Raw genomic sequence first — 21,769 nt, forward strand, 5'->3', positions numbered from 1 at the left:
TGATTGTGTCAGGTGTGTTCTGCCTGAAACATGGCTAAGGCCGTTTGTACGATCCGATCCCGTGCCAGAAGGCCTGTGGTTGAGTGCGCCCCGCCTGGAACCACGACAAGTCGCAGGTTGCCGGGCACGCCCGCAGCTCGCAAAGTCGAGAGCGGAGTCTCGCTATCCGCTGTGCCCTGGAATACGACGGCCGGCACATCGTGCATGCTCGATAGTGCCTCAGCGAGCGAATAGTCATGTGCAACGAGCTTTGATACCGGCAACCGAGCCAGGGGCGCCAGATACCACCGTGCGTTTAGCCTGAGGCGTATCGCCGATGAGAACGAGGGTGCCGCGCTCTCAAGGATGAGCCCGGTGGGATGAGACTTTCCGGCGGCGTAAGCGGCGACCATGGAACCCAGGGAGCGGCCATAGACCACGACTCGGTGATGCGGGCAAGTGGCTTTGGCATAAGCAGTTACCCGAGTGGCGAGTTCCAGAATCTCGGACAGATGAGGTTTGCCGGGAGCACCATTCTGCCCCGGATAGGCGACGGCCAGAACGCCGATGCCTTGGGCAGAAAATGCAGGGAAAAGATTCTGCTCGTATGCGGGAATGATGCCGTGCTGGCCGGGAAAGAAAACGACGCAACCCACCCTTGCAGCTCCGTAGCGTCGGACCAACATGGCATTGCCGTCGTCATCGCTGATGCGCAGGAACTGTGGTGCATTCGGATGCGCTGAGGGATCAACGTGTTGCAGCACCAATGGCTCAAGCCCGAACCGCAACAAACTTGCCCCCGCACCGAAGTAAAGAGGTATGCATGCTGCAACCGTGATGAGAAGTGTGCGGATCCGCATGGTCTGGCGTGTATCTGATCCCTCGATGAAACTGTCGGGATATCTGTCGCGGTGCGGATTCAATCCACCCGGCAGAACACCGCCTTCAGGTAACGCCCTTCCGGCACGTCGGTGCGGAACGGGTGGTCGGCGCCGGCACCGCGCACTTCCAGCGCCTGGATTTCGCGGCCGGCGTTGAGCGCCACCCGGCGCAGCATCTCCAGGAATTCGCCTTCGCCGACCAGGCCGGTGCACGAGCAGGTCAGCAGCAGGCCGCCGGGCGGGATGATGTCCAGCGCCATGCGGTTCATCGCGAAGTACTTCTTCAGCGCGTCCATCACCTTGCTGCGGTCGCGGGTGAGCTTGGCCGGGTCGAGGATCACCGCGTCGTAGCGCTCGCCGCGCGCCACCGCCGCGCGCACCCAGTCGAAGATGTCGGACTGCTCGAAGCTGACCTCGACGCCGTTGGCGGCGGCGTTGGCACGGGCGACTTCGAGGATGCCCGCATCCAGATCCACGCCGACCGCTTCGCGCGCGCCGGCCGCCATCGCGTGCACGGCAAAGCCGCCGGCGTTGCAGCACAGGTCGAGCACGCGGCGGCCCTTCGCCAGTTCGGCGAAGCGCTTGCGGTTGTCGCGCTGGTCGGCAAAGAAGCCGGTCTTGTGGCCGGAGCCCGGCGCGGCGTGGAAGCGCAGGCCGTGCTCGTGCACCTCGAACGACGCGGGCACGTCGGGGCTGCGGCAGTCGAACGACTCCTGCTTCTGCACGTGCGACTCGGCGAACCAGTACAGCTGCGCGCCGGGGAAGTGCGTCAGCAGGGCGGCGTGGATCGCCTCGCGGAAACGCCACATGCCGGCGGCGAAGTATTCGATCACCAGGATGCCGGCGTAGCGGTCGACGATCAGGCCGGACAGCCCATCGCCCTCGCTGTGCACCACGCGCCAGGCATCGCTGACGGCGTCGAGCTGCAGCCAGTCGCGGCGCAGCTGCACGGCGCGGGCGATCCGCGCGGCGATCCAGTCGGCATCGATGCCGGCGTCCGGATGCGTGTCGAGCAGGCGCAGCGCGATGCGCGCGTGGCCGTTCCAGAACGCGCGGCCGACGAAGCGGCCCTTGGCGTCCTGCACCTCGACCACGCTGCCCGGCGGCAGCTTCGCCTCCGGCTTGTGCACTTGTGCCGACCACACCCACGGATGACCGGGACTGCGATCGGATTTCAGGCGGACGATGGGCAGCGCGGCAGGCGTATTCATCCGCACATGATAGCTGCTGCCCTGCGCCTCTCCCGCGAGGCAGGGGGCGGGAAGGGCGGCTCGGGCCGGCGGGGAAGATCAGGAGCCCCCCGCCCCGCCCCTCTCCTGCGTTGCCCCAAAGGGACTTCCTTCAGTCGCAGGGGAGCGAGCAGATAGCGTCAGCGCAGGCGCAGGACCAGCCAGGAGAGCAGCGCGAGCAGGTTGATGCCCAGGCGCGACACCGACGGGCCGGCGACCGCGAGCACGAAGCCCTGGCTGCCGAAGTACCAGTCCAGGCCCAGCCGCGGCGCGGCCTGCAGCGTGGCGAACACGTTGACGAAGGCGCCACAGTGCAGGCCGTAGCTGAACACCGGCAGCGCGATCAACGGCAGCTGCAGCAGCTGTGCCCAGCGCGACAGGCGCACGCCGTGCTCGCTGCCGGCGACCAGCTGGATGCCGGCGGCCAGCACGAAACCGTACAGCGCCAGGCCGAGCAGCGCGACCAGGCTGTCGTGCGCGCCGAATGGCAGCAGATGGCGCAGCATCGCCGCCACGCCGTAGAAGCCGCCGGCGATTTCGAGGACGCCGATCAGGCGGAACAGGAGGGTGCGCATGCGGGGCCTTGTGCGGAACAAAGACGCAAGCTTAGAGCCTGTCCGAACTCTCCGGATACCCCGCGCCGGGGGCCGTGGGCACGTGGGCGCTCAGGCGATCAGCACGCCGCGCGCTTCCTCCACGATCGCGTGCGGCACGAAGCGGGCGCTGTCCTGGGTCACCAGCGTGCTGTCCTCGCGCAGGCCGATGCCGCAGGCGCGCTCGCCGACCAGCCAGCTGCCGACCAGCGGATGGTGGCCGTCGAAGGCGCTCAGCGGATGGCAGGCCTGGCGGATGCACGGGCCGCCGTAAGGGCCGCCGGTGGCAAGCTCGCGGCCGTCGGCCAGATGCATCGCGATGTTGGCGCCCTCGCGCGAGTGCAGCGGCTTGCGCACCCAGCCGCGCGGCAGCTCGCCGCCGGTGTCGAACTCGGCCGGCAGCAGGTTCGGGTGGCCCGGGTGCGCTTCCCACAGCAGCGGCAGGATGCCCTTGTTGCTCAGCAGCGCCTTCCACGGCGGCTCGATCAGCTGCAACCCGGCACGCGGCAGGTAACTGCCGAACGATTCGCGGAACAGGTCTTCCAGCGGGTACAGCTTGAACAGGCAGCCGATCACGTGGTCGTCGAGGTCGGTGAAGCGACCGTCCTCGGAGAGGCCGATGTCCTCGATCGCCAGCAGGGCGCCGTCGATGCCGGCCTGCAGCGCGCAGTCGCGCAGGTAGGCCACGGTGCCCTGGTCCTCGGCCGAGTCGCGCACGGCGGCGAAGTGGAACGGCCGCGTGATGCGCCGCGCGATCGTGCCGAACGCCTCCACCAGCGACTCCTGGATCGAGTTGAACTGGTCGCTGCCGGCCGGAAGCTGGCCGCGTGCGAGCTGGTCCTCCAGCCACTGCCACTGGAAGAACGCGGCCTCGAACAGCGAGGTCGGCGTGTCGTAGTTCAGCTCGTAGAGTTTGGCCGGGCCGCTGCCGTCGTAGGCGAAATCCAGGCGGCCGTACAGGTGCGGGTCGCGCCGGCGCCAGCTCTGCGCGATCCAGTCGCGGTACGGCTCGGGGATCGCCAGCTGCTGCATGTGCCGTTCGCTGCCGACGATGCGATCCACCAGGTCCAGCGCCATCGCGTGCAGCTCTTCGCTGGGCGCTTCGAGGTCATCCTCGATCTCGCGCAGGGTGAACGCGTAGTACGCCGATTCGTCCCAGTACGGTGCATCGTCGATGGTGTGGAAGCCGAAGCCGCACTCGGCGGCCTTGGCGCGCCAGTCGGGGCGCGCGGCCGTGGCGACGCGGCGCATCAGCCGCCGAAACTGCGGCTGCTGCCGGACGTGCCGAAGCCGGAACGGCTGACCGTGACCGCGCGGTTCGGTGTGGCGTTGACCGGCACCATCGCGGTACCGGCGCCGCCGCGGTAGACGCCGCCGGTGCCGGTGGCCGGGCGCTGCCAGCCGCCGTTGCTGTCGCGGAACGCCGGTGCGCTGTTGAAGCCGTTCGCGGCCACGCCGTTGCGCATCATCTGCGACAGGAAGAAGCCGGTCATCAGCGGGCCGAAGAACGAATGGCTGGCGCCGTCATTGCGTTCGGCGCACTTTTCCTTGCCGTAGCTGGCTTCGCATGCCTCGCGGTTGGCGAAGCGCGGCGCGGTGGCCACCGCGTCCTGCTGCGCCTTGGCGAATGCCTGCTGGCAGGTGTTGCTGTCGTTGGTCTGCGCCACGCAGGCCTCGACCGAGGTGTACAGGCCTTCGCGCGACTGGTTGCGGTCGCAGGCGGTCAGCAGCAGCGGGGCCGTGCTCATCAGCAGCAGGGCGGCGGTCTTGGATCGCTTCATGGAATGCTCGGTCGAGGGTATCCGGCCAAGCATGCCTGCTTGCGTGCGCGGAAGAAAGTTCTTGCGGCCGCCTGCCGCGGCGGGTCTTCAGGCCAGCGCGTCGGCCAGTTCGTGCAGGTCGGCGACGTGCTGTTCCCACCAGCGCGGTTCGGCGGCGAACGGGAACGCGGCGGGGAAGGCCGGGTCGTGCCAGCGCGCGGCGATCCAGCCGGCGTAGTGCAGCTGGCGCATCGCGCGCAGTGCCGGGATCAGCGCCAGCTCGCCGTCGTCGAAATCGCGGAACTGCCGGTAGCCCTCGAGCACGGCGTCCAGCGCGCGCTCGTCGTTGGCGAGCATCCACAGATCCTGCACGGCGGGGCCGCTGCGCGCATCATCGAAATCGACGAAGTGCGGGCCGGCGTCGGTCCACAGCACGTTGCCCGGATGGCAGTCGCCGTGCAGGCGCAGCTGGCGCAGCGGGCCGAGCGCTTCCAGCCGGGCAGCGATCGCTTCGTCCAGCCGCGTCGCGGCGGCGCGGTAGTTCGTCTGCAGCGCGGTCGGCAACAGCGACGAGGCGAGCACCGCAAGCATCGGCTGCTGCACCATCGTGTCGCGGTCGAGCCTGCCGCGATGGACGAACGGCGCACGCGCGCCGATCAGGTGCAGGCGCGCGATCAGCCGGCCCAGCCACTGCAGTTGATCAATCGCTTCCAGCTCCGGCGCGCGGCCGCCGCGACGCGGCGTCAACGCGTAGCGGAAGCCGCCGTGGTGCAGCAGGGTGCGGCCATCGAAGGCGAGCGGCGCCACCACCGGCAGCTCGGCGTCGGCCAGTTCCTGGGTGAACGCGTGCTCCTCGACGATCGCCGCGTCGCTCCAGCGGCCGGGCCGGTAGAACTTCGCGATCACCGGGGTGGCCGGCTCCAATCCATCACGTTCCAGACCCACCTGCCACACCCGGTTCTCGTAGCTGTTCAGCGCCAGCAGCCGGCCGTCCGGCCACAGCCCGCAGGCGCTCACCGCGTCGAGCACCAGGTCGGGGGTGAGGCTGGCGTACGGCGCGGCGTTCAACGCACGCCCATGCCGCGCGCCGGGATCACCGCCATGGTCAGGCGCGCGATGCACACCAGCGCGCCCTGCTCGCTCTCGATGCGGATCTCCCACACCTGGGTGGTGCGGCCGATGTGCAGCGCCTTCGCGGTGCCGGTGACGCTGCCCTCGCGCACGCCGCGCACATGGTTGGCGTTGATGTCCAGGCCCACCGCCAGTTCCTTCGCCGGGTCCAGCGTGAGCATCGCTGCGGTGCTGCCCAGGGTCTCGGCCAGTGCCACCGAGGCGCCGCCGTGCAGCAGGCCGTAGGGCTGGTGGGTGCGCGCGTCCACCGGCATGCAGCCTTGCAGCCAGTCGTCGCCGACCGCGGTGATGCGGATGCCCAGCGCCTCCATCAGCGTGTTGGCGCTCCAGCCGTTGAGGCGGGCCAGGTCGGTGGGTTGTTTCCAGAGGCTCATCGTTGATTCCCGTAAAGCGGGTCCGCATTGTTGTCTGCCGCGTTCGCCGCGACAATGCACCCGGTGCCCATCGTTACCCTGAAATCCTCCGGCCGCCAGTTCCCCGTGGCCATCGGCGAGACCGTGCTGGAAGCGGCGCAGCGCGCGGGCGTGGCATTGCCGTATTCCTGTCGCGCCGGCGTCTGCGGCAGCTGCAAGGCGACCCTGCTGGAAGGGCGCTGCGAGTATCCGCGCAATCCGCCGCTGGCGCTGGATGCCGGCGCGCTGGCGCATCACGCGGTGCTGCCGTGCCAGGCGGTGCCGTGCGGCGACCTGCTGCTGGAGGCGCGTGAGGTGGCCTCGGTGGAGGACATCGCGCGGCGCCAGCTCGGCGTGGTGGTGGCCGACAAGTGGCGGCTGGCGGCGGACGTGATCGGCCTGCGCCTGCAGCCGGATCGCGGCGAACGCCGACTGCGGCGACTGCCGGGGCAGTACCTGGACGTGCTGCTGGAGGACGGGCGGCGCCGGCCGTTCTCGATCGCCAACGGCCCGCAGCGGGACGGTTCGATCGAACTGCACGTGCGCCACGTCGCCGGTGGCGGCTTCACCTCGTGGGTCAACGACGTGCTCGGGGTCGGCGACCGCCTGCGCGTGGAGGGGCCGTTGGGCACCTTCGTGCCGCGCGAGGATTCCGAGCGGCCGATGATCTTCATGGCCGGCGGCACCGGCTTCGCCCCGGTCAAGGCGATCGTCGAGCACTTCATCGCGCTGGGCACACGCCGGCCGATGCGGCTGTACTGGGGCGCGCGCAGCGCGGCCGACCTGTACCTGCGCGCACTGGCCGAGCAATGGACGCGCGAGGTGCCGAACCTGGCGTTCCATGCGGTGGTCTCCCACCCCGCACTGGCCGAAGGCCTGCGCACGGGGCTGGTGCACGAGGCGGTGCTGGCGGACCAGCCCGACCTCGCCGGCCACGACCTCTACATGAGCGGCCCGCCGGCGATGATCGACGCCGCGCATCCCGGGTTCCTCGCCGCCGGGCTGCCGGAGGAGCGGCTGTACTACGACTCGTTCGAGTACGCGCCGGACGTGCTGGCGGCGATCATCGCCGGGCGCGCCGGCATCCACGATTACTGATTAAGAGCGGGTGCGTGCCTACTTGTTGCCCTTGGCCACCGGCAATTGCGCCGCGTGCCAGGCCAGCACGCCGCCGCCCAGCGTGTAGACCTTGCCGAAGCCGGCCTTGACCAGGCGCTGCGACGCCTTCAGCGAATGGCCGCGGCCGTCCTTGTCCATCACCACCACCGGCAGTTCCTTCGCCTTGGCCAGGTCCTTGTGTTCGGGGTCGAACTGGCTCGTCGCCACGTGGCGGGCGCCGGGCACGTGCATCTTCTCGAACTCGGCGATCGCCGACAGGTCGATCAGCAGCGGGTTCTCGCGGTTGATCAGCAGGGTCAGCCCGGCCGGGCTGAGCTCCTTGATCTTGCTGAACAGCGTGCTCACCTGGATCACGATCAGCGCCAGCAGCAGGATCACGAACAGGGCCGACAAGGCGGCATGGTTGCCGACAAATTCGGGCAGCTTGTGCAGGAAATCGTTCATCGTCAGTCCACAGGTGCCTTGGCCGCACCAGTTCGGGTAAACCGGCGATTATACGGATATGTCGCGGTGTGCGCGGCTCAGTCCTGGGTGATGTCCGGCAGGCCGCTGGTCAGCCACCAGTGCTTGGCCTTCTCGTCGTAGTGCCAGCTCTGGTGATCGACCACGCTGCGCTCGGACTGGGTGTGGACATTGACCAGGTTGATCAGCACGGTCTGCTGCACGTCGAAGTCGCCGCTCGGCACCGGGCCGGCGCCGTCGTCGTACTCGCTCACCCGCACCTGCCGGTAGCGCGCCAGCTGCAGCGGGGTCAACGGGTGGGCGGCGCGCACCGCCGGATCGATGAATTGCGCCGCGCTCTGGAAATCGCCCCAGCGCAGCGTGCTGCCGTAGGCCTTCAGCGTGGTGGTCAACGCGTCGCTGCGGGCCTTGGTGGCGCAGCCGGCCAGCAGCAGCACGGACAGCACGACGAGAATGCTCAGGATGCGGCGCATGGATGACTCCTCCCCGATGGATACCTGCCCATTCTGCCTCAAGCGGGCGCGCGCCACTTCAGCCGCGGCGCTTGGCGACGAAGCGCGCGCTCAGGGTGCAGGCCGGCGCGCCGTGCTGGTCGGGGACCACGCAATCGACGCCGATGCGCGCCTTGCCGCGAGCCTCGAGTGTGCTGAAGAACGTGGCCCAGTCGGCCTCGGCCGCCAGTCGTGCCTCGCTGCGGAAGTCCTGCCACAGCGGAACCAGGTAGCGCACGCTCGACTCGGCGACGAACACGTCGCAGTCGAGGCTGCGCCGGCGCAGCGCCAGCTCCACCAGCGCCCAGCCGCTCAGCGTCATCAGGCTGACCAGGCTGCCGCCGAACGCGCAGCCCTTGTCGTTGACGTTCGGCGCCAGGGGCGCGCGCAGACTCAGGCGGCCGTCGCTGCAATCGGCCAGTTGCAGGTCCATCGCCCGGGCCAGCGGGATTTCGTCGCGGATGAAGCGGATCAGCTGCTGCGCGTGCAGCGTGGCGTCGTCGGTGGTGCTCACGTGGTCGGCGGTTCCTGGGAAAGGAAAGCCAGACAGTGTAGGGCCGCCGCTACACTGGGGCCATGACAGTGGCCGGACGCGATGCGCAGATGCAGCGACAACCCTCCCGAGACCAGCCGAACCTGCGCGGCCGCACCGTGGTGATCACCCGCCCGGTCGGCACCGCGTCGGCGCTGGCGCGCCGGGTGCGCGCGCTCGGCGGCGCGCCGCTGCTGCTGCCGGGCCTGAGCCTGCGCAGCGTGGCGGATACCGTGGCCGCGCGCCATGGCCTGCGCGTGGCGCTGGCGGCGGAGCTGATCGTCTTCACCAGTCCGGCCGCGGTGCGCCACGCCGCCGCCTTGTTGCCGCTGCGGACCAAGGCCGCGGTGCTGGCGGTGGGCCAGGGCACCGCGCGGGCCTTGCGCCGGCACGGCATCGCCGCGCCGATGGCGCCGCCGCGGCAGGACAGCGAGGGCCTGCTCGACCATCCCGGATTGCGCGAACTGCACGGTCGCCGGGTGGCGCTGATCGGCGCGCCCGGCGGCCGCGGCGTGCTGCGCGAACAGCTCGCCGCACGCGGCGCGCAATTGCAGGAAGTGCATGTCTACCGGCGGCTGCCGCCGCGGCTGGACCGGCGTCATGTCGAGGCGTTGCTGCGGTTGCCGAGTTCGGCGCGGGTGCTGCTGTCCAGCGCCGAGGCGCTGCACAACCTGCAGCAGTCGCTGCCGGCGGCGGCGTGGACGCGGCTGTGCGCGGCGATCGCGGTGGCCAGCAGCGAGCGGCTGGCGACGGCGGCGCGCGCGGCCGGCTTCGCCCGCATCGTGCCGGCTGCCTCGGCGCTTTCCGCCGATCTGCTCGACGCGGCGGCCCGCGCGGGCTGAGCCGTTCACGCCGGCGTGCTACGAACGCGCCGGTACTCGCTGCTAGCATGCGCGCATGAGCAACGTCGACCAGCCGAACGCGTCCGCCGCGCCCGAGGGCGCCCGTCCCGATCCCGCCGCCACCGGCGCGCTGCCGGTCGATCCACCCATGCGCGCCTCCCGTGCGGCTCCGGCGCGACCCGCGCCGCGTCGCGGCGGCGGCAGCGTGGCGCTGGCGGTGCTGCTGGCGCTGGTCGCGGTGGCAGCCGCCGGCTACGTCGGCTGGCGCCAGTGGCAGCAGGCGCAAGGCGGTGCCGCCGAGCAGCGGAACGTCGCCAGCCTGCAGCAGCGCGTGGCCACGCTGGAAACCGCGCTGACCGCGCTGGATGACCAGCGCGGCAGCCTGAACCAGCGGCTGGACGACGCGGCCCAGGTCAACCGTTCGCTGCGCGAGGAGCTGCTCGGCCAGGCCGAGCGCACGCGTCATCTCGAGGACGCGGTGGCCAAGCTCGCCGAGAAGAGCCTGAGCGGCCGCGACGGCATGCTGCTGGGCGAGGCCGAATCGCTGCTGCGCATGGCCGGCGAACGCTACACGCTGTTCCATGACGCGCAGGGTGCCGCCGCGGCGTATGCGCTGGCCGATCAGACCCTGGCCGCGGTCAACGACGGCGCGTTCAGCAGCCTGCGCCAGAGCGTCAACGCCGAGCGCGAGGCGCTGGTGAAGAGCCAGCCGGCCAGCCAGGCCGGTGCGCTGCAGCAGCTGGTGGCGCTGCGCGGGGCACTCGCCACGCTGCCGCTGAAGCCGCTCGACAGCGGCGCGACCGAGGCCACCGACGCCTGGTCGCGCATCCGCCGCGCGCTCACCGGCGTGGTCAGCGTGCAGCGCGACGACGGCGCGCCGCTGGCGGTCGCCGATGCGCGCTTCGCGCGCGAACTGGCCGCGCTCGACCTGGCGCAGGCGCAGGCCGCGTTGCTGGCTCATGACGCCAAGGGCTATGCGGCCGCGTTGCAGCGCGTCGATGCCGCGCTGGCCAGCCAGTTCGACGGCCACGCGCCAGCGGTGCAGCAGGCACGTGAGGCCTTGCGGCAGCTCGCCAGCCAGTTGCCGGCGAACGCGCCGGTGCAACTGGGCGCCGCGCTGGGCGAACTGCGCAACCTGCGCGCGGTGCACGCGCTCAGTCCCGCCCCGGGCGGCTCCGCGCCGAGCGGCGGAGCCCGGCCATGAGGCTGTGGTACGCCATCGGCCTGCTGGTCGTCGCCGCCGCGCTGGCCGCGTTCGGCTGGCACTGGGTGGCCGAGGATCCGGGCTACGTGCTGCTGCGCCTGCGCGGCTGGCGGGTGGAGACCACGGTGGTCGCGGCGCTGGTCATCCTGCTGCTGGCGTGGGCGTTGATCACGGTATTGTGGCGACTGGCACGCTGGCCGTTCGGCGCGTTCTCGCGGCGGCATCGGCGGCTGAGCCAGCAGCGTCTGGGCGCCGGCCTGATCGCCCTGATGGAAGGCCGCCATGGCGACGCCGAGCGCGACCTCAACCGCGCCGCGCGGCTGGACAGCCTGCGCGGCCCGGCCCTGCTGGCCGCGGCCGAGGCCGCCGCGCGCCGCGGCGAGCATGGCCGCGCGCTGGAAGCCTTGAACCAGGCCGCGCAATCCGCACCGCAGGCGGCCCGCGTGCTGCGTGCCCGCGTGCTGCGCCGCGAGGGCCGGCCGGCCGAGGCGTTGGCGCTGCTCGCGCCTGAATCGGACAAGGGCACGCTGACCCCGGGCGGCTGGCGCGAGTTGGTGCAGGCGGCGCTGGCGAGCGGCGATGTCCGGCGCGCGCGCGAGGGCCTGGCGCCCCTGCAGAAGAGCGGTGCGCTGGGCAACCGCGCCTATGCCGCGCTGGAAGTGCAGGTGCTGGTTGCCACCCTCAACGCCGCTGCGGATGGCGCCGGCCTCAACACCTTGTGGTCGCAACTGCCGAAGACGCAGCGCCGCGTGCCCGCGGTGATCGACGCCTACGCCCGTCGCGCCGCCACGTTCGGCCTGACCCTGCCGGCGATGGACGAAGTGGAATCCGCGCTGCGCCGGGAATGGTCGCCGCTCTTGATCGAAACCTACGGCACCCTGGCCGGCGACGACGTCGAGGCGCGCCTGCGCCGTGCCGAAGGCTGGCTCGACGCGCACCCGAACGACGCCACCCTGCTGCTCACGCTCGGCCGCATGTGCGTGCGGCTGAAGCTGTGGGGCAAGGCGCGGCAGTACCTGCAGCGCTCGCTCGCCCTGGCGCCGAGTGCCGGTGCGTGGGAAACACTCGGCGACGCCTCGGCCGGACAAGGCGATGCCGAACAGTCGCAGCGCTGCTATCGCAACGCGTTTGCCATGATGCGCGGTGAAACCGTGCGCCCACCGTCAGGCCAGGCCAGTGGCGTGATCGACACCACTGCCATCGCGTTGGAGGAGCGCGACGAGCATGGGGTGCCGCGGATGCGTGAGTAAGCGAGATGCTTGGTTTCGCGTGATTCCCATGAGGGATGCCGACCCTTGCTCGGCTGTCGGGAGCTCGAACCGTCGCGGGCCGCAGGCAGCACTGCCGCCGTAAGGACCGCGAACTTCCATCCGCCATGCCGGTCCCATGCCCGACCTCCACCGGAGCAGCGCATGGAACACGTACGGATCGGACGCCTGGGCACGGTCTTCCTGGCCGGCCTGTTGATAGCTACTTCCGCCATGGCCGAGTCGTCCGCGCCGCCGACCACGCCAGACAACTACGCCAGGCCGGGCCAGCGTGTCGCCATCGGCCAGAAACGCCATCTCGACCTGCGCTGCAGCGGCAGCGGGCCGGTGACGGTATTGCTGGAGTCCGGCTCGCATGCCGACTCGCAGAGCTGGTTCCGCGTACAGCCGCTGCTGGCGGCGCACGCGCGGGTGTGTTCCTACGACCGCGCGGGTTACGGTTTCAGCGACGCTGGCCCGCTGCCGCGCGGTCTCGACGCCGACGTGGCCGACCTGCACGCGCTGATCCGCGCGGTAGGCCTGCAGGCGCCGCTGGTGCTGGTGGGGCATTCGCTGGGCAGCAACATCGTGCGCCGCTACGCCAGCGAGTATGCCGGCGAGGTCGCCGGCATGGTGCTGGTCGATCCGCCCGCGCAGGACCTGGGCCGTTTCATGCCGGCGCCGTGGCTGAAGGATGATGCGACGCTGAACCGGCAGCGCGATGCGTTCATCGCCAGCTGCGAGCAGGGCGCCGAGCGGGGCGCCCTGGCCAAACCGGTACCGGCGCTGGCGCCGTGCATCGGCGCGCCGGCGCCATGGGAAAGCCCCGCCGTGGCGGCGGCCAATCACGCGCACAAGCTGCAGCCGGCGTTCTGGCACACCCTGCGTTCGGAGCTGGCGCAGAACGTGTCGGTGTTCGCGCCGCCGGTGCCGGCGAGCGAATCGCACGGCGACATCCCGCTGGTGGTGCTGCAGGCCGCGGGCACCTATGCCGACGCGCCGGCGGGCATGCGCAAGTCGCTGGAGGCAGCGCGCGATGCGACCCAGCAGCGCATCGTGGCGAGTTCGACCCGCGGTGAACTGCGCAAGGTGGCCGATACCTCGCACGACATCGAGCTGGACCGGCCGCAAGCGGTGGCCGATGCGGTCGTGCGGGTGCTGCAGCAGCTCGCGGCGAAGCGCGGCTGACGGCTACAGCGGCGTGAGGTTCGCGTAGGCGGCCACCAGCCACTTGCTGCCGGCGCCTTCGAAGTTCACCTGCAGCCGCGTGTGCGCGCCGCTGCCTTCGGCGCTGATCACCACGCCTTCGCCGAAGCTGGGGTGGCTGACGCGCTGGCCGAGTTTCACCGGCAGCGCTTCCTCCAGCGACGGCGCGACCTCGTGCGGCCGGCCGGTGTACAGCGGGCGGGTGACGTGCACGCGCGGGCGCACCTCGTCGATCAGCTCGGCGGGCATTTCGCCGAGGAAGCGCGATGGCCGCGCCAGCATCTCGGTGCCGTGCATGCGGCGCGATTCGGCGTGGGTGACGATGAGTTTCTCGCGGGCGCGGGTGATGCCGACGTAGGCGAGCCGGCGTTCCTCTTCCAGCCGGCCTTCGTCGTCGACCGAGCGCTGGCTGGGGAACAGGCCTTCCTCCATGCCGACCAGGAACACCACCGGAAATTCCAGCCCCTTGGCCGAGTGCAGCGTCATCAGCTGCACGCAGTCGTCCCACGCCTCGCCCTGGTTCTCGCCCGCTTCCAGGGTGGCATGCGACAGGAACGCGGAGAGTTCGCCGAGCCCCGCGTCGATGTCCTCGGCGGTGCGCTCGAAGCGGCTGGCCACGTTGATCAGCTCGTCCAGGTTCTCCACCCGCGACTCGGCGTTGCCGCGCGAATCTTTCTCATAGAAATCGCGCAGGCCGGTGTGGGTGATCGCGTGGTCGATCTGTTCGGCCAGGGTGAGCGCGTCCTTTTCGCCATTGGGCGTGGACGGCTGGAAAGCATGGGCCATGGCGTCGATCATGCCGAGGAACGCCTTCACCGCGTTCTTCGCGCGGCCGGCCAGCTCGCTGCCGCCGGCCAGTTCGCCGAGTGCAGCTTCCCACAGCGAGGTGTTCTCGCCGCGGGCGCGGCGGCGCAGCACGTCCAGCGTGCGCTCGCCGATGCCGCGCGGCGGCGTGTTCACCGCGCGCTCGAACGCGGTGTCGTCGTGGCGATTGGCGGTGAGCCGCAGGTAGGCCAGCGCGTCCTTGACTTCGGCGCGCTCGAAGAAGCGCTGGCCGCCGTAGACGCGATACTTGATGTTGCGCTGGGCCAGCTGTTCCTCGAAATTGCGCGACTGCGCATTCGAGCGGTACAGGATCGCGCAGTCCTTCGCCTGGCCCTGCTCGTCGATGTACTCGCGGATGCGCTCCACCACGAAGCGCGCCTCGTCCTGCTCGTTGTAGGCGGCGTACAGCGCGATGCGTTCGCCGTCGTCGCCGGCCGTCCACAACTGCTTGCCGAGGCGGCTGCCGTTGCGCTGGATCACGCTGTTGGCGGCCTTCAGGATGGTCGAGGTGGAGCGGTAGTTCTGTTCCAGCTTGATCGTGTGCGCGCCGGGGAAGTCGCGCAGGAACTGCGCCATGTTCTCGACCTTGGCGCCGCGCCAGCCGTAGATCGACTGGTCGTCGTCGCCGACCGCGAAGACTTTCCCGGTGGCGCCGGCGAGCACGCGGATCCACGCGTACTGCAGCGTGTTGGTGTCCTGGAATTCGTCGATCAGCAGGTGCCGCCAGCGCTGCTGGTAATGCTCCAGCACGGCCGGATGCTTCAGCCACAGCTCGTGCGCGCGCAGCAGCAGCTCGCCGAAGTCGACCAGGCCGGCGCGGCGGCAGGCGTCCTCGTAGGCCTGGTAGATGCGCACGAAAGTGTGCGTGACCGGATGGTCGCGGTGCTCGATGCCGTCCGGCCGCTTGCCCTCGTCCTTCCACTGGTTGATCTGCCAGCAGGCCTGGCGCGGCGGATACTTCGCGTCGTCCAGGCCCAGTCCGGCGATCACGCGCTTGACCAGTCGCAGCTGGTCGTCGGCGTCGAGGATCTGGAACGCCTCCGGCAAGCCGGCCTCGCGCCAGTGTCGCCGCAGCAGCCGGTGCGCGATGCCGTGGAAGGTGCCGACGGTGAGGCCTTGGGTACCGCCGGGAATCAGCGCCTCCAGCCGCGCACGCATCTCGCCGGCGGCCTTGTTGGTGAAGGTGACGGCGAGGATCGCCCACGGCGGTACCCGCTCGGCCTGGGTCAGCCAGCCGATGCGGTGGGTGAGCACGCGGGTCTTGCCGGAGCCGGCGCCGGCCAGTACCAGGTAATGGCCGGGCGGGGCGCAGACGGCTTCGCGTTGGGCGGCGTTGAGCGGGTCGATCAGGTACGAGACATCCATCGCGCCCATTGTAGTGGGCGCCAACAAAAACCGCCGCGGCGGCGGCGGTTTTCGGGGTGGCAGCGGTGCGGCTCAGCGCTTCTGCAGGAAGCCGCCGACCGCCAGCAGCGCGCCGACCACGATGCCGGCAATGCCGATCCATTGCGGTACGCCCTTCTCGTGGGTGGCGGTGATCCTGGCCGAGCCGACCTGCAGCAGGGTGTCGGTATCCTGGTAGGAGGCATGGCCCGCCACCACCCAGATGCCGGCGGCGACGAGGATGATGCCAACAATGATCAGGCCTGCGCGCATGGTGTTCCCCGTGATGGATGTGGGGCGAGTATGCCCGGTGCCGCCGTGCATGGGATGTACAAGCCGCACGGATCGCGGGCAAAAAAAGCCCCGGAGGCTAGGGGGAGCCTCCGGGGCGGGGGCAGGCGCGAAGACCCAGGGGAGAGGTTCGCGCCTGTGGCGGCCCAGGGAGGTGGACTCGCCGCGGATGCCGTTGCGTGCATCCGTGAAGTTAGTGCGTGATTTGCCGAAAAAGTTGCAGGGTTTCCGAAGAAATTCATGAGCGGTTCATGCTCATGAAACCTTAACGGCCAAGTCGTTGTTGCGTAAGAAGGCGACCGTCGGCCGACGATCTCAATGCGCCTCGTCCCAGTTCGCACCCACGCCCACGTCGACCAGCAGCGGCACCGCCAGTTCCGCCGCGCCGGACATTCGCGCGACCACCGCCGTGCGCACCGTGTCGACCGCGTCGGCGCGCACCTCGAACACCAGTTCGTCGTGCACCTGCATCAGCATGTGGGCATCGTCGCGGTCTTTCAGCCACGCCGCCACGGCGATCATCGCGCGCTTGATGATGTCGGCGGCGCTGCCCTGCATCGGCGCGTTCACCGCGGCGCGTTCGGCGCCCTGGCGCAGTGCCTGGTTGCGCGCGTTGAGGTTCTCCAGGTACAGCCGGCGGCCGAAGATGGTCTCCACGTAGCCGTCGTGGTGGGCGCGTTCACGGGTCGCTTCCATGAACGCGTGCACGCCGGGGTAACGGGCGAAGTAGCGCGCCATGTAGTCGCCGGCCTCGGCGCGGTCCACGCCGAGCTGGCGCGCCAGGCCGAATGCGCTCATGCCGTACATCAGGCCGAAGTTGATCGCCTTGGCGGCGCGGCGCTGGTTGGCGCTGACCTCTTCCGGTTTCAGGCCGAACACCTCGGCGGCGGTGGCGCGGTGCACGTCGCCGCCCTCGCGGAAGGCCTTGAGCAGGCCCTCGTCGCCGGACAGGTGGGCCATGATGCGCAACTCGATCTGTGAGTAATCCGCCGCCATCACCCGCCATCCCGGCGGCGCGATGAAGGCCTGGCGGATGCGCCGACCTTCCTCGGTGCGCACCGGGATGTTCTGCAGGTTCGGATCGGACGAAGAAATCCGCCCGGTGGCCACCGAACCCTGGTGGTAGCTGGTGTGTACGCGGCCGGTGCGCGGGTTGACGATGGCGGAGAGCTTGTCGGTGTACGTGCTGCGCAGCTTGGCCAGGCCGCGGTAGTCGAGGATCAGCCGCGGCAGTTCGTGGGTGTCGGCGATCGCTTCCAGCGCTTCCTCGTTGGTGGACGGCTGGCCGGTCGGCGTCTTCAGTTTCGCTTCGAGGTGCAGTTCGTCGAACAGCACCGCCTGCAGCTGCTTGGGCGAATCGAGGTTGAACTCGCGCCCGGCCAGCGCATACGACTGCTGCTGCAGTTCCAGCATGCGCCTGCCCAGCTGCTGGCTCTGCCGGCGCAGCTCGTCGCCGTCGATCAGCACGCCGCGGCGTTCCATCTCGGCCAGCACCGGCACCAGCGGGATCTCGATCTCCTCGTACACGCGGCGCAGCGCGGGCACGCTCTCCAGCTTCGGCCACAGCGCGTGGTGCAGGCGCAGGGTGACGTCGGCGTCCTCGGCGGCGTAGCGGCAGGCGGTGTCCAGGTCCACCTGCGAGAACGAGATCTGCCGGGCGCCCTTGCCGGCGACGTCCTCGTACTTCACCGTGTCGTAGCCGAGGTACTTCTTCGCCAGCGAGTCCATGTCGTGGCGCGTGGCGGTGGCGTTCCACACGTAGGATTCCAGCATCGAGTCGTGCTTCAGCCCCTGCACCGCGATGCCGTAGTGCGACAGGATGTTGATGTCGTACTTCGCGTGCTGACCCAGCTTGGGCCGCGTGGCGTCCTCGAAGATCGGTTTGAGCGCGCGCAGCACGTCGTCGCGGTCGAGCTGCGGCGGCACGCCGGGATAGTCGTGGCCGAGCGGGAGGTAGCAGGCCCGGCCCGGCTCCACCGCGAAGCTCAGGCCCACGATGTCCGCGCGCATCGCATCGAGGCTGGTGGTCTCGGTGTCGAACGCGATCAGCTCGGCGCCGCGCAATTCTTCCAGCCAGGCGTCGAACCGTGCCTGCGTGGTGACCAGCTCGTATTCGCCGGGGCCGGAAAATTCCGTCTGCAGGAGCGCACCCTGTACGCGATGGCTCTGATGCTGTTCGGCGCGAAGAGCGTCGTGCACAGGGTGCGCTCCTGCTGGTTCCGCCGCGGAATCCAGCTCCTTCAGTGCCGCCTTGAACTCGTAGCGGGTGTACAGCTCGCGCAGCTGTTCGACGTCGGCCTCGCGCCGGGCCAGGTCGGTGGGGCCGAACTCCAGCGGCACGTCGGTCTTGATCGTCGCCAGCTGGCGCGACAGCGGCAGCTGCGGCAGCGTGGCGCGCAGGCTTTCGCCGATCTTGCCGCCGATGCGGTCGGCATGTGCGATTACGCCGTCCAGCGAGCCGTATTCGCCCAGCCACCTGGCGGCGGTCTTCGGGCCGCACTTGGGCACGCCGGGGATGTTGTCGATGGCGTCGCCGGTGAGTGCGAGGAAGTCGATGATCTGCGCCGGCATCACGCCGAATTTTTCCATCACGCCGGCGCTGTCCAGCACCGTGTTGCTCATGGTGTTGACCAAGGTGACGTGCGAACCGACCAGCTGGGCCATGTCCTTGTCGCTGGTGGAAACCTCCACTTCGATGCCCTGCGCCTGTGCCTGCAGGGCCAGCGTGCCGATCACGTCGTCGGCTTCGACCCCCCCCACGCGCAGGATCGGGAAACCCAGCGCGGCCACGATCGCCAGCATCGGCTCGACCTGGGAGCGCAGGTCGTCCGGCATCGGCGGGCGGTTCGCCTTGTACTGGGCGTACAGCGCGTCGCGGAAGGTGGGGCCCGGGGCATCGCTGACGAAGGCCAGGTAGTCCGGCTTCGCCTTCAGCGTGGCGCGCAGCATGTTGACCACGCCGAACAGCGCACCGGTGGCCTCGCCGCGGGCGTTGGAAAGCGGCGGCAGCGCGTGGAACGCGCGGTACAGGTAGGAGGAGCCGTCGATCAGGATGAGTTTGGGCATGCGGCATTCTCGCATGCACGGCGAAACGCCGCGCTTCACGAACGGCCGGCGAGGGCGCTGTTATGCTGCGTTCCCCGAACGAGGTTGCCGCCATGAAAACCGCTGCCTTGCTGGTTGCCGCCAGCGTCCTGTTCACGTCGAGCGCACTGGCGCAGTCCGCCCCATCGGCGAGCGTGCCGCCGCCGCCCGGGATCGACGACCCGGGCGTGCGGACCGTGGAGTCGCCGGCGCGACCACCCGCCAAGCCGGCGGCCGGACATCGCGCGACCCGTGCGGCGACGTCGCCGTCCGCCCAGTCGCTGAACCTGAAGCCGCAGACGCTGCCGGCGATGCACGACGAAGGCAGCGTGCAGGCTGGCCGGGACCAGGCGCCGCCGGAAGTACGGATCCGCCAGGAAGGCGACAACAGCATCCAGGAATACCGCCGCAACGGCCGCGTCTACATGGTGGTGATCACCCCCAAGAGCGGCATCGCGCAGACCTACATGGTCGATCCGCAGGGCCGGCTGGTCGACGAGCACGGCATGAAGCCGGTAGGGCCGGTGATGTACAAGGTGCTGGAGTGGGGCAAGAGCCGGCCGCCGGCGGAGGGTTCGAGCGGGACGCCTCCGGCCGACGGCGGCCACTGAGCCGTCGCCGCGCGACCCCGGCCCCGTCTACGCCGGGTCGTCCAGTTCCGGATAGTGGCGGAAGATGCCGTTTTCGTTGAACGGCACCCGTCGCGGCGACGCCAGGTAGGCCGCCAGGCGTGGCCGCCCGGCCACCCGCTGTTTCAACGCCTGCAGCAGCGGCAGCTTGTGCGCGAGGCGTTGCATGGCGCGCGGGTACGCATATTCCAGCCCGCTGATCAGCTGGAACAGCGAAAGGTCGACGTAGGAGTGCCCATGCAGGGCATGCTCGCCGCCGCCGCGTTCCAGCACCTGCTCGAAATAGTCCAGGTATTTCGGCAGCCGTGTTTCGCGCAGGTCAGCCGCGCGACGGCGCGCCTCGACGCGCTGGTCCTCGTAGTACAGGCTGCTGGCGATCGGGTGATGCGAGTCGTGCACCTCGGCGACCAGGTCGGCGATGGTCAGCTGCAGCTGGTGGGCGTACAGCCGCCGACTCTCGCTTTCCGGCACCAGGCCGAGCGGCGGGCCAAGATACTGCAGGATGTTTGCGGTCTGCGCGATCAGCAGGCGGCCGGCCTTGAGGAACGGCGGCGCGAACGGCAGCGCACCCTCGTGCACGCCGTCGAGGTAGCGCACGATGGCGTCGTCGCCCTCCTCGCGGGCCACATCGACGTAGCTGGCGCCGGCGTCTTCCAGCGCCAGCCGCACGAACTCGCCGCGGCCCTGGATGCCGGTCCAGTAGTAGAGCTCGTAGCGCATGGCCGTTTCCCCGGACTGGATCCGATGCTGGCACGCACGACTTCTACGGGGCGTGTAGGAGTCCGCTCGTGGGCGATGCCCTGAAAGCCGGGATCCGCAAAAGCAACGGCATCGCCCGCGGGCGGGCTCCTGCATTGGGGGCGCGCGATATCAGTGGCGGAAGTGGCGCATGCCGGTGAACACCATCGCCATGCCGTGCTCGTCAGCGGCGGCGATCACCTCGGCGTCGCGCATCGAGCCGCCGGGCTGGATCACCGCGCTGATGCCCGCCGCGGCGGCGGCGTCGATGCCGTCGCGGAACGGGAAGAACGCGTCGCTGGCCATCACCGAGCCGCGCACGTCGAGCTTCTCGTCGGCGGCCTTGATGCCGGCGATCTTCGCGCTGTAGACGCGGCTCATCTGGCCGGCGCCGATGCCGATGGTCTGGCGATCCTTCGCGTAGACGATCGCGTTGGACTTGACGAATTTGGCCACCTTCCAGGCGAAGATCAGGTCGTGGATCTGCGCCTCGGTGGGCGCCTTGCGGGTGACGACCTTCAGGTCCGCCGCGGCGATCATGCCGGTGTCGGCGCTCTGCAGCAGCAGGCCCGAACCCACGCGCTTGGAGTGCATGCCGGGGTGGGCGGTGCGCAGGTCGCCGTCGGCCGGCAGCGGGATCGCCAGCACGCGCACGTTGCCCTTCTTGTGGAACGCCTTCAGCGCGTCGTCCGCGTAGGCCGGCGCCAGCACCACCTCGACGAACTGGCGCTCGACGATCGCTTTCGCGGTGGCACCGTCCACCTCGCGGTTGAACGCGATGATGCCGCCGAAGGCGGAGGTGGGATCGGTCTGGAAGGCGAGCTCATACGCCTTGCCGATGCCGTCCATGCTCACCGCCACGCCGCAGGGGTTGGCGTGCTTGACGATCACGCAGGCCGGCTTGACGAAGCTGCGCACGCACTCCCATGCCGCATCGGCATCGGCGATGTTGTTGAACGACAGCTCCTTGCCCTGCAGCTGACGGAAGGTGGCCAGCGTGCCCGGCGCCGGATACAGGTCGCGATAGAACGCGGCCTGCTGGTGCGGGTTCTCGCCGTAGCGCAGGTCCAGCAGCTTCACGAAGCGGCCGTTGACCTGGCCGGGGAACGCGGCATGGCCGGCGATGGCGTCCTGCGCATCGTTGAGTTCCAACCCGGACAGGTAGTCGCTGATCGCGCCGTCGTAGCTGGACACGTTGTTGAATGCGGCCACCGCCAGCTTGAAGCGGGTGGCGCGGGTGAGGCCGCCCTGGCTTTCGATCTCGGCCAGGGCGTTCTCGTACTGATCCGGCGAGGTCAGCACGCCCACGTCGTTCCAGTTCTTCGCCGCCGAGCGCAGCATCGCCGGGCCACCGATGTCGATGTTCTCGATCGCCTGCTCCAGCGTGCAATCGGGCTTGGCCACGGTCGCCTCGAACGGGTACAGGTTCAGCACCAGCAGGTCGATCGGCACGATGCCGAGTCCGGCCATCACCTGGTCGTCGGTGCCGCGGCGGCCGAGCAGGCCGCCATGCACCTTCGGGTGCAGCGTCTTCACGCGGCCGTCCATGATCTCGGGAAAACCGGTGAGGTCGCTGACCTCGGTGACCGCGATGCCGGCTTCGCGCAACGCCTTCGCGCTGCCGCCGGTGGAAAGCAGCTCGATGCCCTTCGCGGCGAGGCGTCGGCCCAGCTCGATCAGCCCGGTCTTGTCGGAGACACTGAGCAGGGCGCGACGAACCGGGACGAGCTGGGGGGCGGACATGAGCGGGT

At 69.9% G+C, this 21,769-nt stretch carries 21 protein-coding genes; 6 read left to right on the forward strand and 15 right to left on the reverse strand.

Annotation, left to right across the window (positions count from 1 at the left end; translation table 11 throughout):
- Positions 1-8 precede the first annotated feature (8 nt).
- The 7 genes from RHOOR87_RS19820 to RHOOR87_RS0109395 form a co-directional block, all read right to left on the reverse strand.
- A complete protein-coding gene (locus tag RHOOR87_RS19820; RefSeq protein WP_231381755.1) occupies positions 9-902 on the reverse strand; it encodes an alpha/beta hydrolase in 894 nt (297 codons plus the stop codon).
- Positions 899-2,071, reverse strand: a complete 1,173-nt coding sequence (locus tag RHOOR87_RS0109370) for a class I SAM-dependent rRNA methyltransferase (protein WP_007513986.1) — start codon at positions 2,069-2,071, stop codon at positions 899-901. Before RHOOR87_RS0109370 ends, RHOOR87_RS19820 begins: the two co-directional genes overlap by 4 nt.
- 158 nt (positions 2,072-2,229) lie before the next feature.
- Positions 2,230-2,664, reverse strand: coding sequence for a hypothetical protein (locus RHOOR87_RS0109375; protein WP_027484862.1), 435 nt, complete (start codon positions 2,662-2,664; stop codon positions 2,230-2,232).
- Between the two features lie 90 nt (positions 2,665-2,754).
- On the reverse strand, positions 2,755-3,933 hold the full coding sequence (locus RHOOR87_RS0109380) for a glutathionylspermidine synthase family protein (RefSeq protein WP_027484863.1): 1,179 nt from the start codon (positions 3,931-3,933) through the stop codon (positions 2,755-2,757).
- Complete coding sequence (locus RHOOR87_RS0109385; protein ID WP_027484864.1) at positions 3,933-4,463, reverse strand: DUF1190 domain-containing protein; 531 nt, start codon at positions 4,461-4,463, stop codon at positions 3,933-3,935. The genes RHOOR87_RS0109380 and RHOOR87_RS0109385 overlap by 1 nt, the downstream gene beginning before the upstream one ends.
- A gap of 87 nt (positions 4,464-4,550) precedes the next feature.
- On the reverse strand, positions 4,551-5,510 hold the full coding sequence (locus RHOOR87_RS0109390; RefSeq protein WP_007513977.1) for a serine/threonine protein kinase: 960 nt from the start codon (positions 5,508-5,510) through the stop codon (positions 4,551-4,553).
- Positions 5,507-5,947 carry a hotdog fold thioesterase gene (locus RHOOR87_RS0109395; RefSeq protein WP_007513975.1) on the reverse strand — a complete coding sequence of 147 codons (441 nt, stop codon included), beginning with the start codon at positions 5,945-5,947 and terminating at the stop codon, positions 5,507-5,509. Before RHOOR87_RS0109395 ends, RHOOR87_RS0109390 begins: the two co-directional genes overlap by 4 nt.
- A 54-nt stretch (positions 5,948-6,001) precedes the next feature.
- Between RHOOR87_RS0109395 and RHOOR87_RS0109400 the strand changes: the two genes are divergently transcribed.
- The gene (locus RHOOR87_RS0109400; protein WP_027484865.1) at positions 6,002-7,063 is read left to right on the forward strand and encodes a 2Fe-2S iron-sulfur cluster-binding protein; all 1,062 of its coding nucleotides are present in this window, start codon (positions 6,002-6,004) and stop codon (positions 7,061-7,063) included.
- Positions 7,064-7,081: 18 nt separating this feature from the next.
- On the opposite strand, the gene RHOOR87_RS0109405 is transcribed toward RHOOR87_RS0109400, so the two are convergent.
- The 3 genes from RHOOR87_RS0109405 to RHOOR87_RS0109415 all read right to left on the reverse strand — a co-directional run bounded on the left by RHOOR87_RS0109405 (position 7,082) and on the right by RHOOR87_RS0109415 (position 8,551).
- A complete protein-coding gene (locus tag RHOOR87_RS0109405; protein WP_027484866.1) occupies positions 7,082-7,528 on the reverse strand; it encodes a rhodanese-like domain-containing protein in 447 nt (148 codons plus the stop codon).
- A 77-nt stretch (positions 7,529-7,605) separates the two neighbouring features.
- On the reverse strand, positions 7,606-8,019 hold the full coding sequence (locus RHOOR87_RS0109410) for a hypothetical protein (RefSeq protein ID WP_027484867.1): 414 nt from the start codon (positions 8,017-8,019) through the stop codon (positions 7,606-7,608).
- 58 nt (positions 8,020-8,077) lie between these two features.
- Positions 8,078-8,551 (reverse strand): YiiD C-terminal domain-containing protein, encoded by a 474-nt coding sequence (locus RHOOR87_RS0109415; protein WP_027484868.1) that lies wholly within the window; start codon positions 8,549-8,551, stop codon positions 8,078-8,080.
- A gap of 89 nt (positions 8,552-8,640) precedes the next feature.
- Between RHOOR87_RS0109415 and RHOOR87_RS0109420 the strand changes: the two genes are divergently transcribed.
- From RHOOR87_RS0109420 to RHOOR87_RS0109435, 4 genes are all read left to right on the forward strand, one after another.
- Positions 8,641-9,411 (forward strand): uroporphyrinogen-III synthase, encoded by a 771-nt coding sequence (locus RHOOR87_RS0109420; protein WP_027484869.1) that lies wholly within the window; start codon positions 8,641-8,643, stop codon positions 9,409-9,411.
- Positions 9,412-9,466: 55 nt separating this feature from the next.
- Positions 9,467-10,615: a uroporphyrinogen-III C-methyltransferase gene (locus tag RHOOR87_RS0109425; protein ID WP_027484870.1), complete on the forward strand. Its 1,149-nt coding sequence runs from the start codon at positions 9,467-9,469 to the stop codon at positions 10,613-10,615.
- Entirely contained in the window at positions 10,612-11,865 is a 1,254-nt protein-coding gene (locus tag RHOOR87_RS0109430) for a heme biosynthesis HemY N-terminal domain-containing protein (RefSeq protein WP_027484871.1), read from the forward strand. Before RHOOR87_RS0109425 ends, RHOOR87_RS0109430 begins: the two co-directional genes overlap by 4 nt.
- Positions 11,866-12,027: 162 nt before the next feature.
- Complete coding sequence (locus RHOOR87_RS0109435; protein WP_007514115.1) at positions 12,028-13,050, forward strand: alpha/beta hydrolase; 1,023 nt, start codon at positions 12,028-12,030, stop codon at positions 13,048-13,050.
- Between the two features lie 3 nt (positions 13,051-13,053).
- Here RHOOR87_RS0109435 and uvrD read toward each other — a convergent pair whose 3' ends face one another.
- The 3 genes from uvrD to polA form a co-directional block, all read right to left on the reverse strand.
- Positions 13,054-15,258 carry a DNA helicase II gene (gene uvrD, locus RHOOR87_RS0109440; protein WP_027484872.1) on the reverse strand — a complete coding sequence of 735 codons (2,205 nt, stop codon included), beginning with the start codon at positions 15,256-15,258 and terminating at the stop codon, positions 13,054-13,056.
- A 72-nt stretch (positions 15,259-15,330) separates the two neighbouring features.
- Complete coding sequence (locus RHOOR87_RS0109445) at positions 15,331-15,549, reverse strand: hypothetical protein (protein WP_007514121.1); 219 nt, start codon at positions 15,547-15,549, stop codon at positions 15,331-15,333.
- 333 nt (positions 15,550-15,882) lie between these two features.
- Positions 15,883-18,633 (reverse strand): DNA polymerase I, encoded by a 2,751-nt coding sequence (gene polA / locus RHOOR87_RS0109450; protein ID WP_027484873.1) that lies wholly within the window; start codon positions 18,631-18,633, stop codon positions 15,883-15,885.
- Positions 18,634-18,725: 92 nt separating this feature from the next.
- Here polA and RHOOR87_RS20620 point away from each other — a divergent pair, with 92 nt between their 5' ends.
- Positions 18,726-19,262, forward strand: a complete 537-nt coding sequence (locus RHOOR87_RS20620; RefSeq protein WP_015446606.1) for a DUF2782 domain-containing protein — start codon at positions 18,726-18,728, stop codon at positions 19,260-19,262.
- A 27-nt stretch (positions 19,263-19,289) separates the two neighbouring features.
- Here the strand turns inward: RHOOR87_RS20620 and RHOOR87_RS0109460 are convergent, their stop codons facing one another.
- Complete coding sequence (locus RHOOR87_RS0109460) at positions 19,290-20,000, reverse strand: glutathione S-transferase (protein WP_007514129.1); 711 nt, start codon at positions 19,998-20,000, stop codon at positions 19,290-19,292.
- 150 nt (positions 20,001-20,150) lie between these two features.
- Positions 20,151-21,761, reverse strand: a complete 1,611-nt coding sequence (gene purH, locus RHOOR87_RS0109465; RefSeq protein ID WP_015446607.1) for a bifunctional phosphoribosylaminoimidazolecarboxamide formyltransferase/IMP cyclohydrolase — start codon at positions 21,759-21,761, stop codon at positions 20,151-20,153.
- Between the last annotated feature and the right edge of the window lie 8 nt (positions 21,762-21,769).

Origin of the sequence: Rhodanobacter sp. OR87 (genome assembly GCF_000473345.1) — a bacterium.
Lineage (GTDB): Bacteria > Pseudomonadota > Gammaproteobacteria > Xanthomonadales > Rhodanobacteraceae > Rhodanobacter > Rhodanobacter denitrificans.

Coding starts and splice junctions, on each gene's coding strand:
- RHOOR87_RS0109370 (WP_007513986.1), bottom strand. CDS start 2,071: ATGAATACGCCTGCCGCGCTGCCCATCGTCCGCCTGAAATCCGATCGC.
- RHOOR87_RS0109375 (WP_027484862.1), bottom strand. CDS start 2,664: ATGCGCACCCTCCTGTTCCGCCTGATCGGCGTCCTCGAAATCGCCGGC.
- RHOOR87_RS0109380 (WP_027484863.1), bottom strand. CDS start 3,933: ATGCGCCGCGTCGCCACGGCCGCGCGCCCCGACTGGCGCGCCAAGGCC.
- RHOOR87_RS0109385 (WP_027484864.1), bottom strand. CDS start 4,463: ATGAAGCGATCCAAGACCGCCGCCCTGCTGCTGATGAGCACGGCCCCG.
- RHOOR87_RS0109395 (WP_007513975.1), bottom strand. CDS start 5,947: ATGAGCCTCTGGAAACAACCCACCGACCTGGCCCGCCTCAACGGCTGG.
- RHOOR87_RS0109400 (WP_027484865.1), top strand. CDS start 6,002: ATGCACCCGGTGCCCATCGTTACCCTGAAATCCTCCGGCCGCCAGTTC.
- RHOOR87_RS0109405 (WP_027484866.1), bottom strand. CDS start 7,528: ATGAACGATTTCCTGCACAAGCTGCCCGAATTTGTCGGCAACCATGCC.
- RHOOR87_RS0109410 (WP_027484867.1), bottom strand. CDS start 8,019: ATGCGCCGCATCCTGAGCATTCTCGTCGTGCTGTCCGTGCTGCTGCTG.
- RHOOR87_RS0109420 (WP_027484869.1), top strand. CDS start 8,641: ATGCAGCGACAACCCTCCCGAGACCAGCCGAACCTGCGCGGCCGCACC.
- RHOOR87_RS0109425 (WP_027484870.1), top strand. CDS start 9,467: ATGAGCAACGTCGACCAGCCGAACGCGTCCGCCGCGCCCGAGGGCGCC.
- RHOOR87_RS0109430 (WP_027484871.1), top strand. CDS start 10,612: ATGAGGCTGTGGTACGCCATCGGCCTGCTGGTCGTCGCCGCCGCGCTG.
- RHOOR87_RS0109435 (WP_007514115.1), top strand. CDS start 12,028: ATGGAACACGTACGGATCGGACGCCTGGGCACGGTCTTCCTGGCCGGC.
- uvrD (WP_027484872.1), bottom strand. CDS start 15,258: ATGGATGTCTCGTACCTGATCGACCCGCTCAACGCCGCCCAACGCGAA.
- RHOOR87_RS0109445 (WP_007514121.1), bottom strand. CDS start 15,549: ATGCGCGCAGGCCTGATCATTGTTGGCATCATCCTCGTCGCCGCCGGC.
- polA (WP_027484873.1), bottom strand. CDS start 18,633: ATGCCCAAACTCATCCTGATCGACGGCTCCTCCTACCTGTACCGCGCG.
- RHOOR87_RS20620 (WP_015446606.1), top strand. CDS start 18,726: ATGAAAACCGCTGCCTTGCTGGTTGCCGCCAGCGTCCTGTTCACGTCG.
- RHOOR87_RS0109460 (WP_007514129.1), bottom strand. CDS start 20,000: ATGCGCTACGAGCTCTACTACTGGACCGGCATCCAGGGCCGCGGCGAG.
- purH (WP_015446607.1), bottom strand. CDS start 21,761: ATGTCCGCCCCCCAGCTCGTCCCGGTTCGTCGCGCCCTGCTCAGTGTC.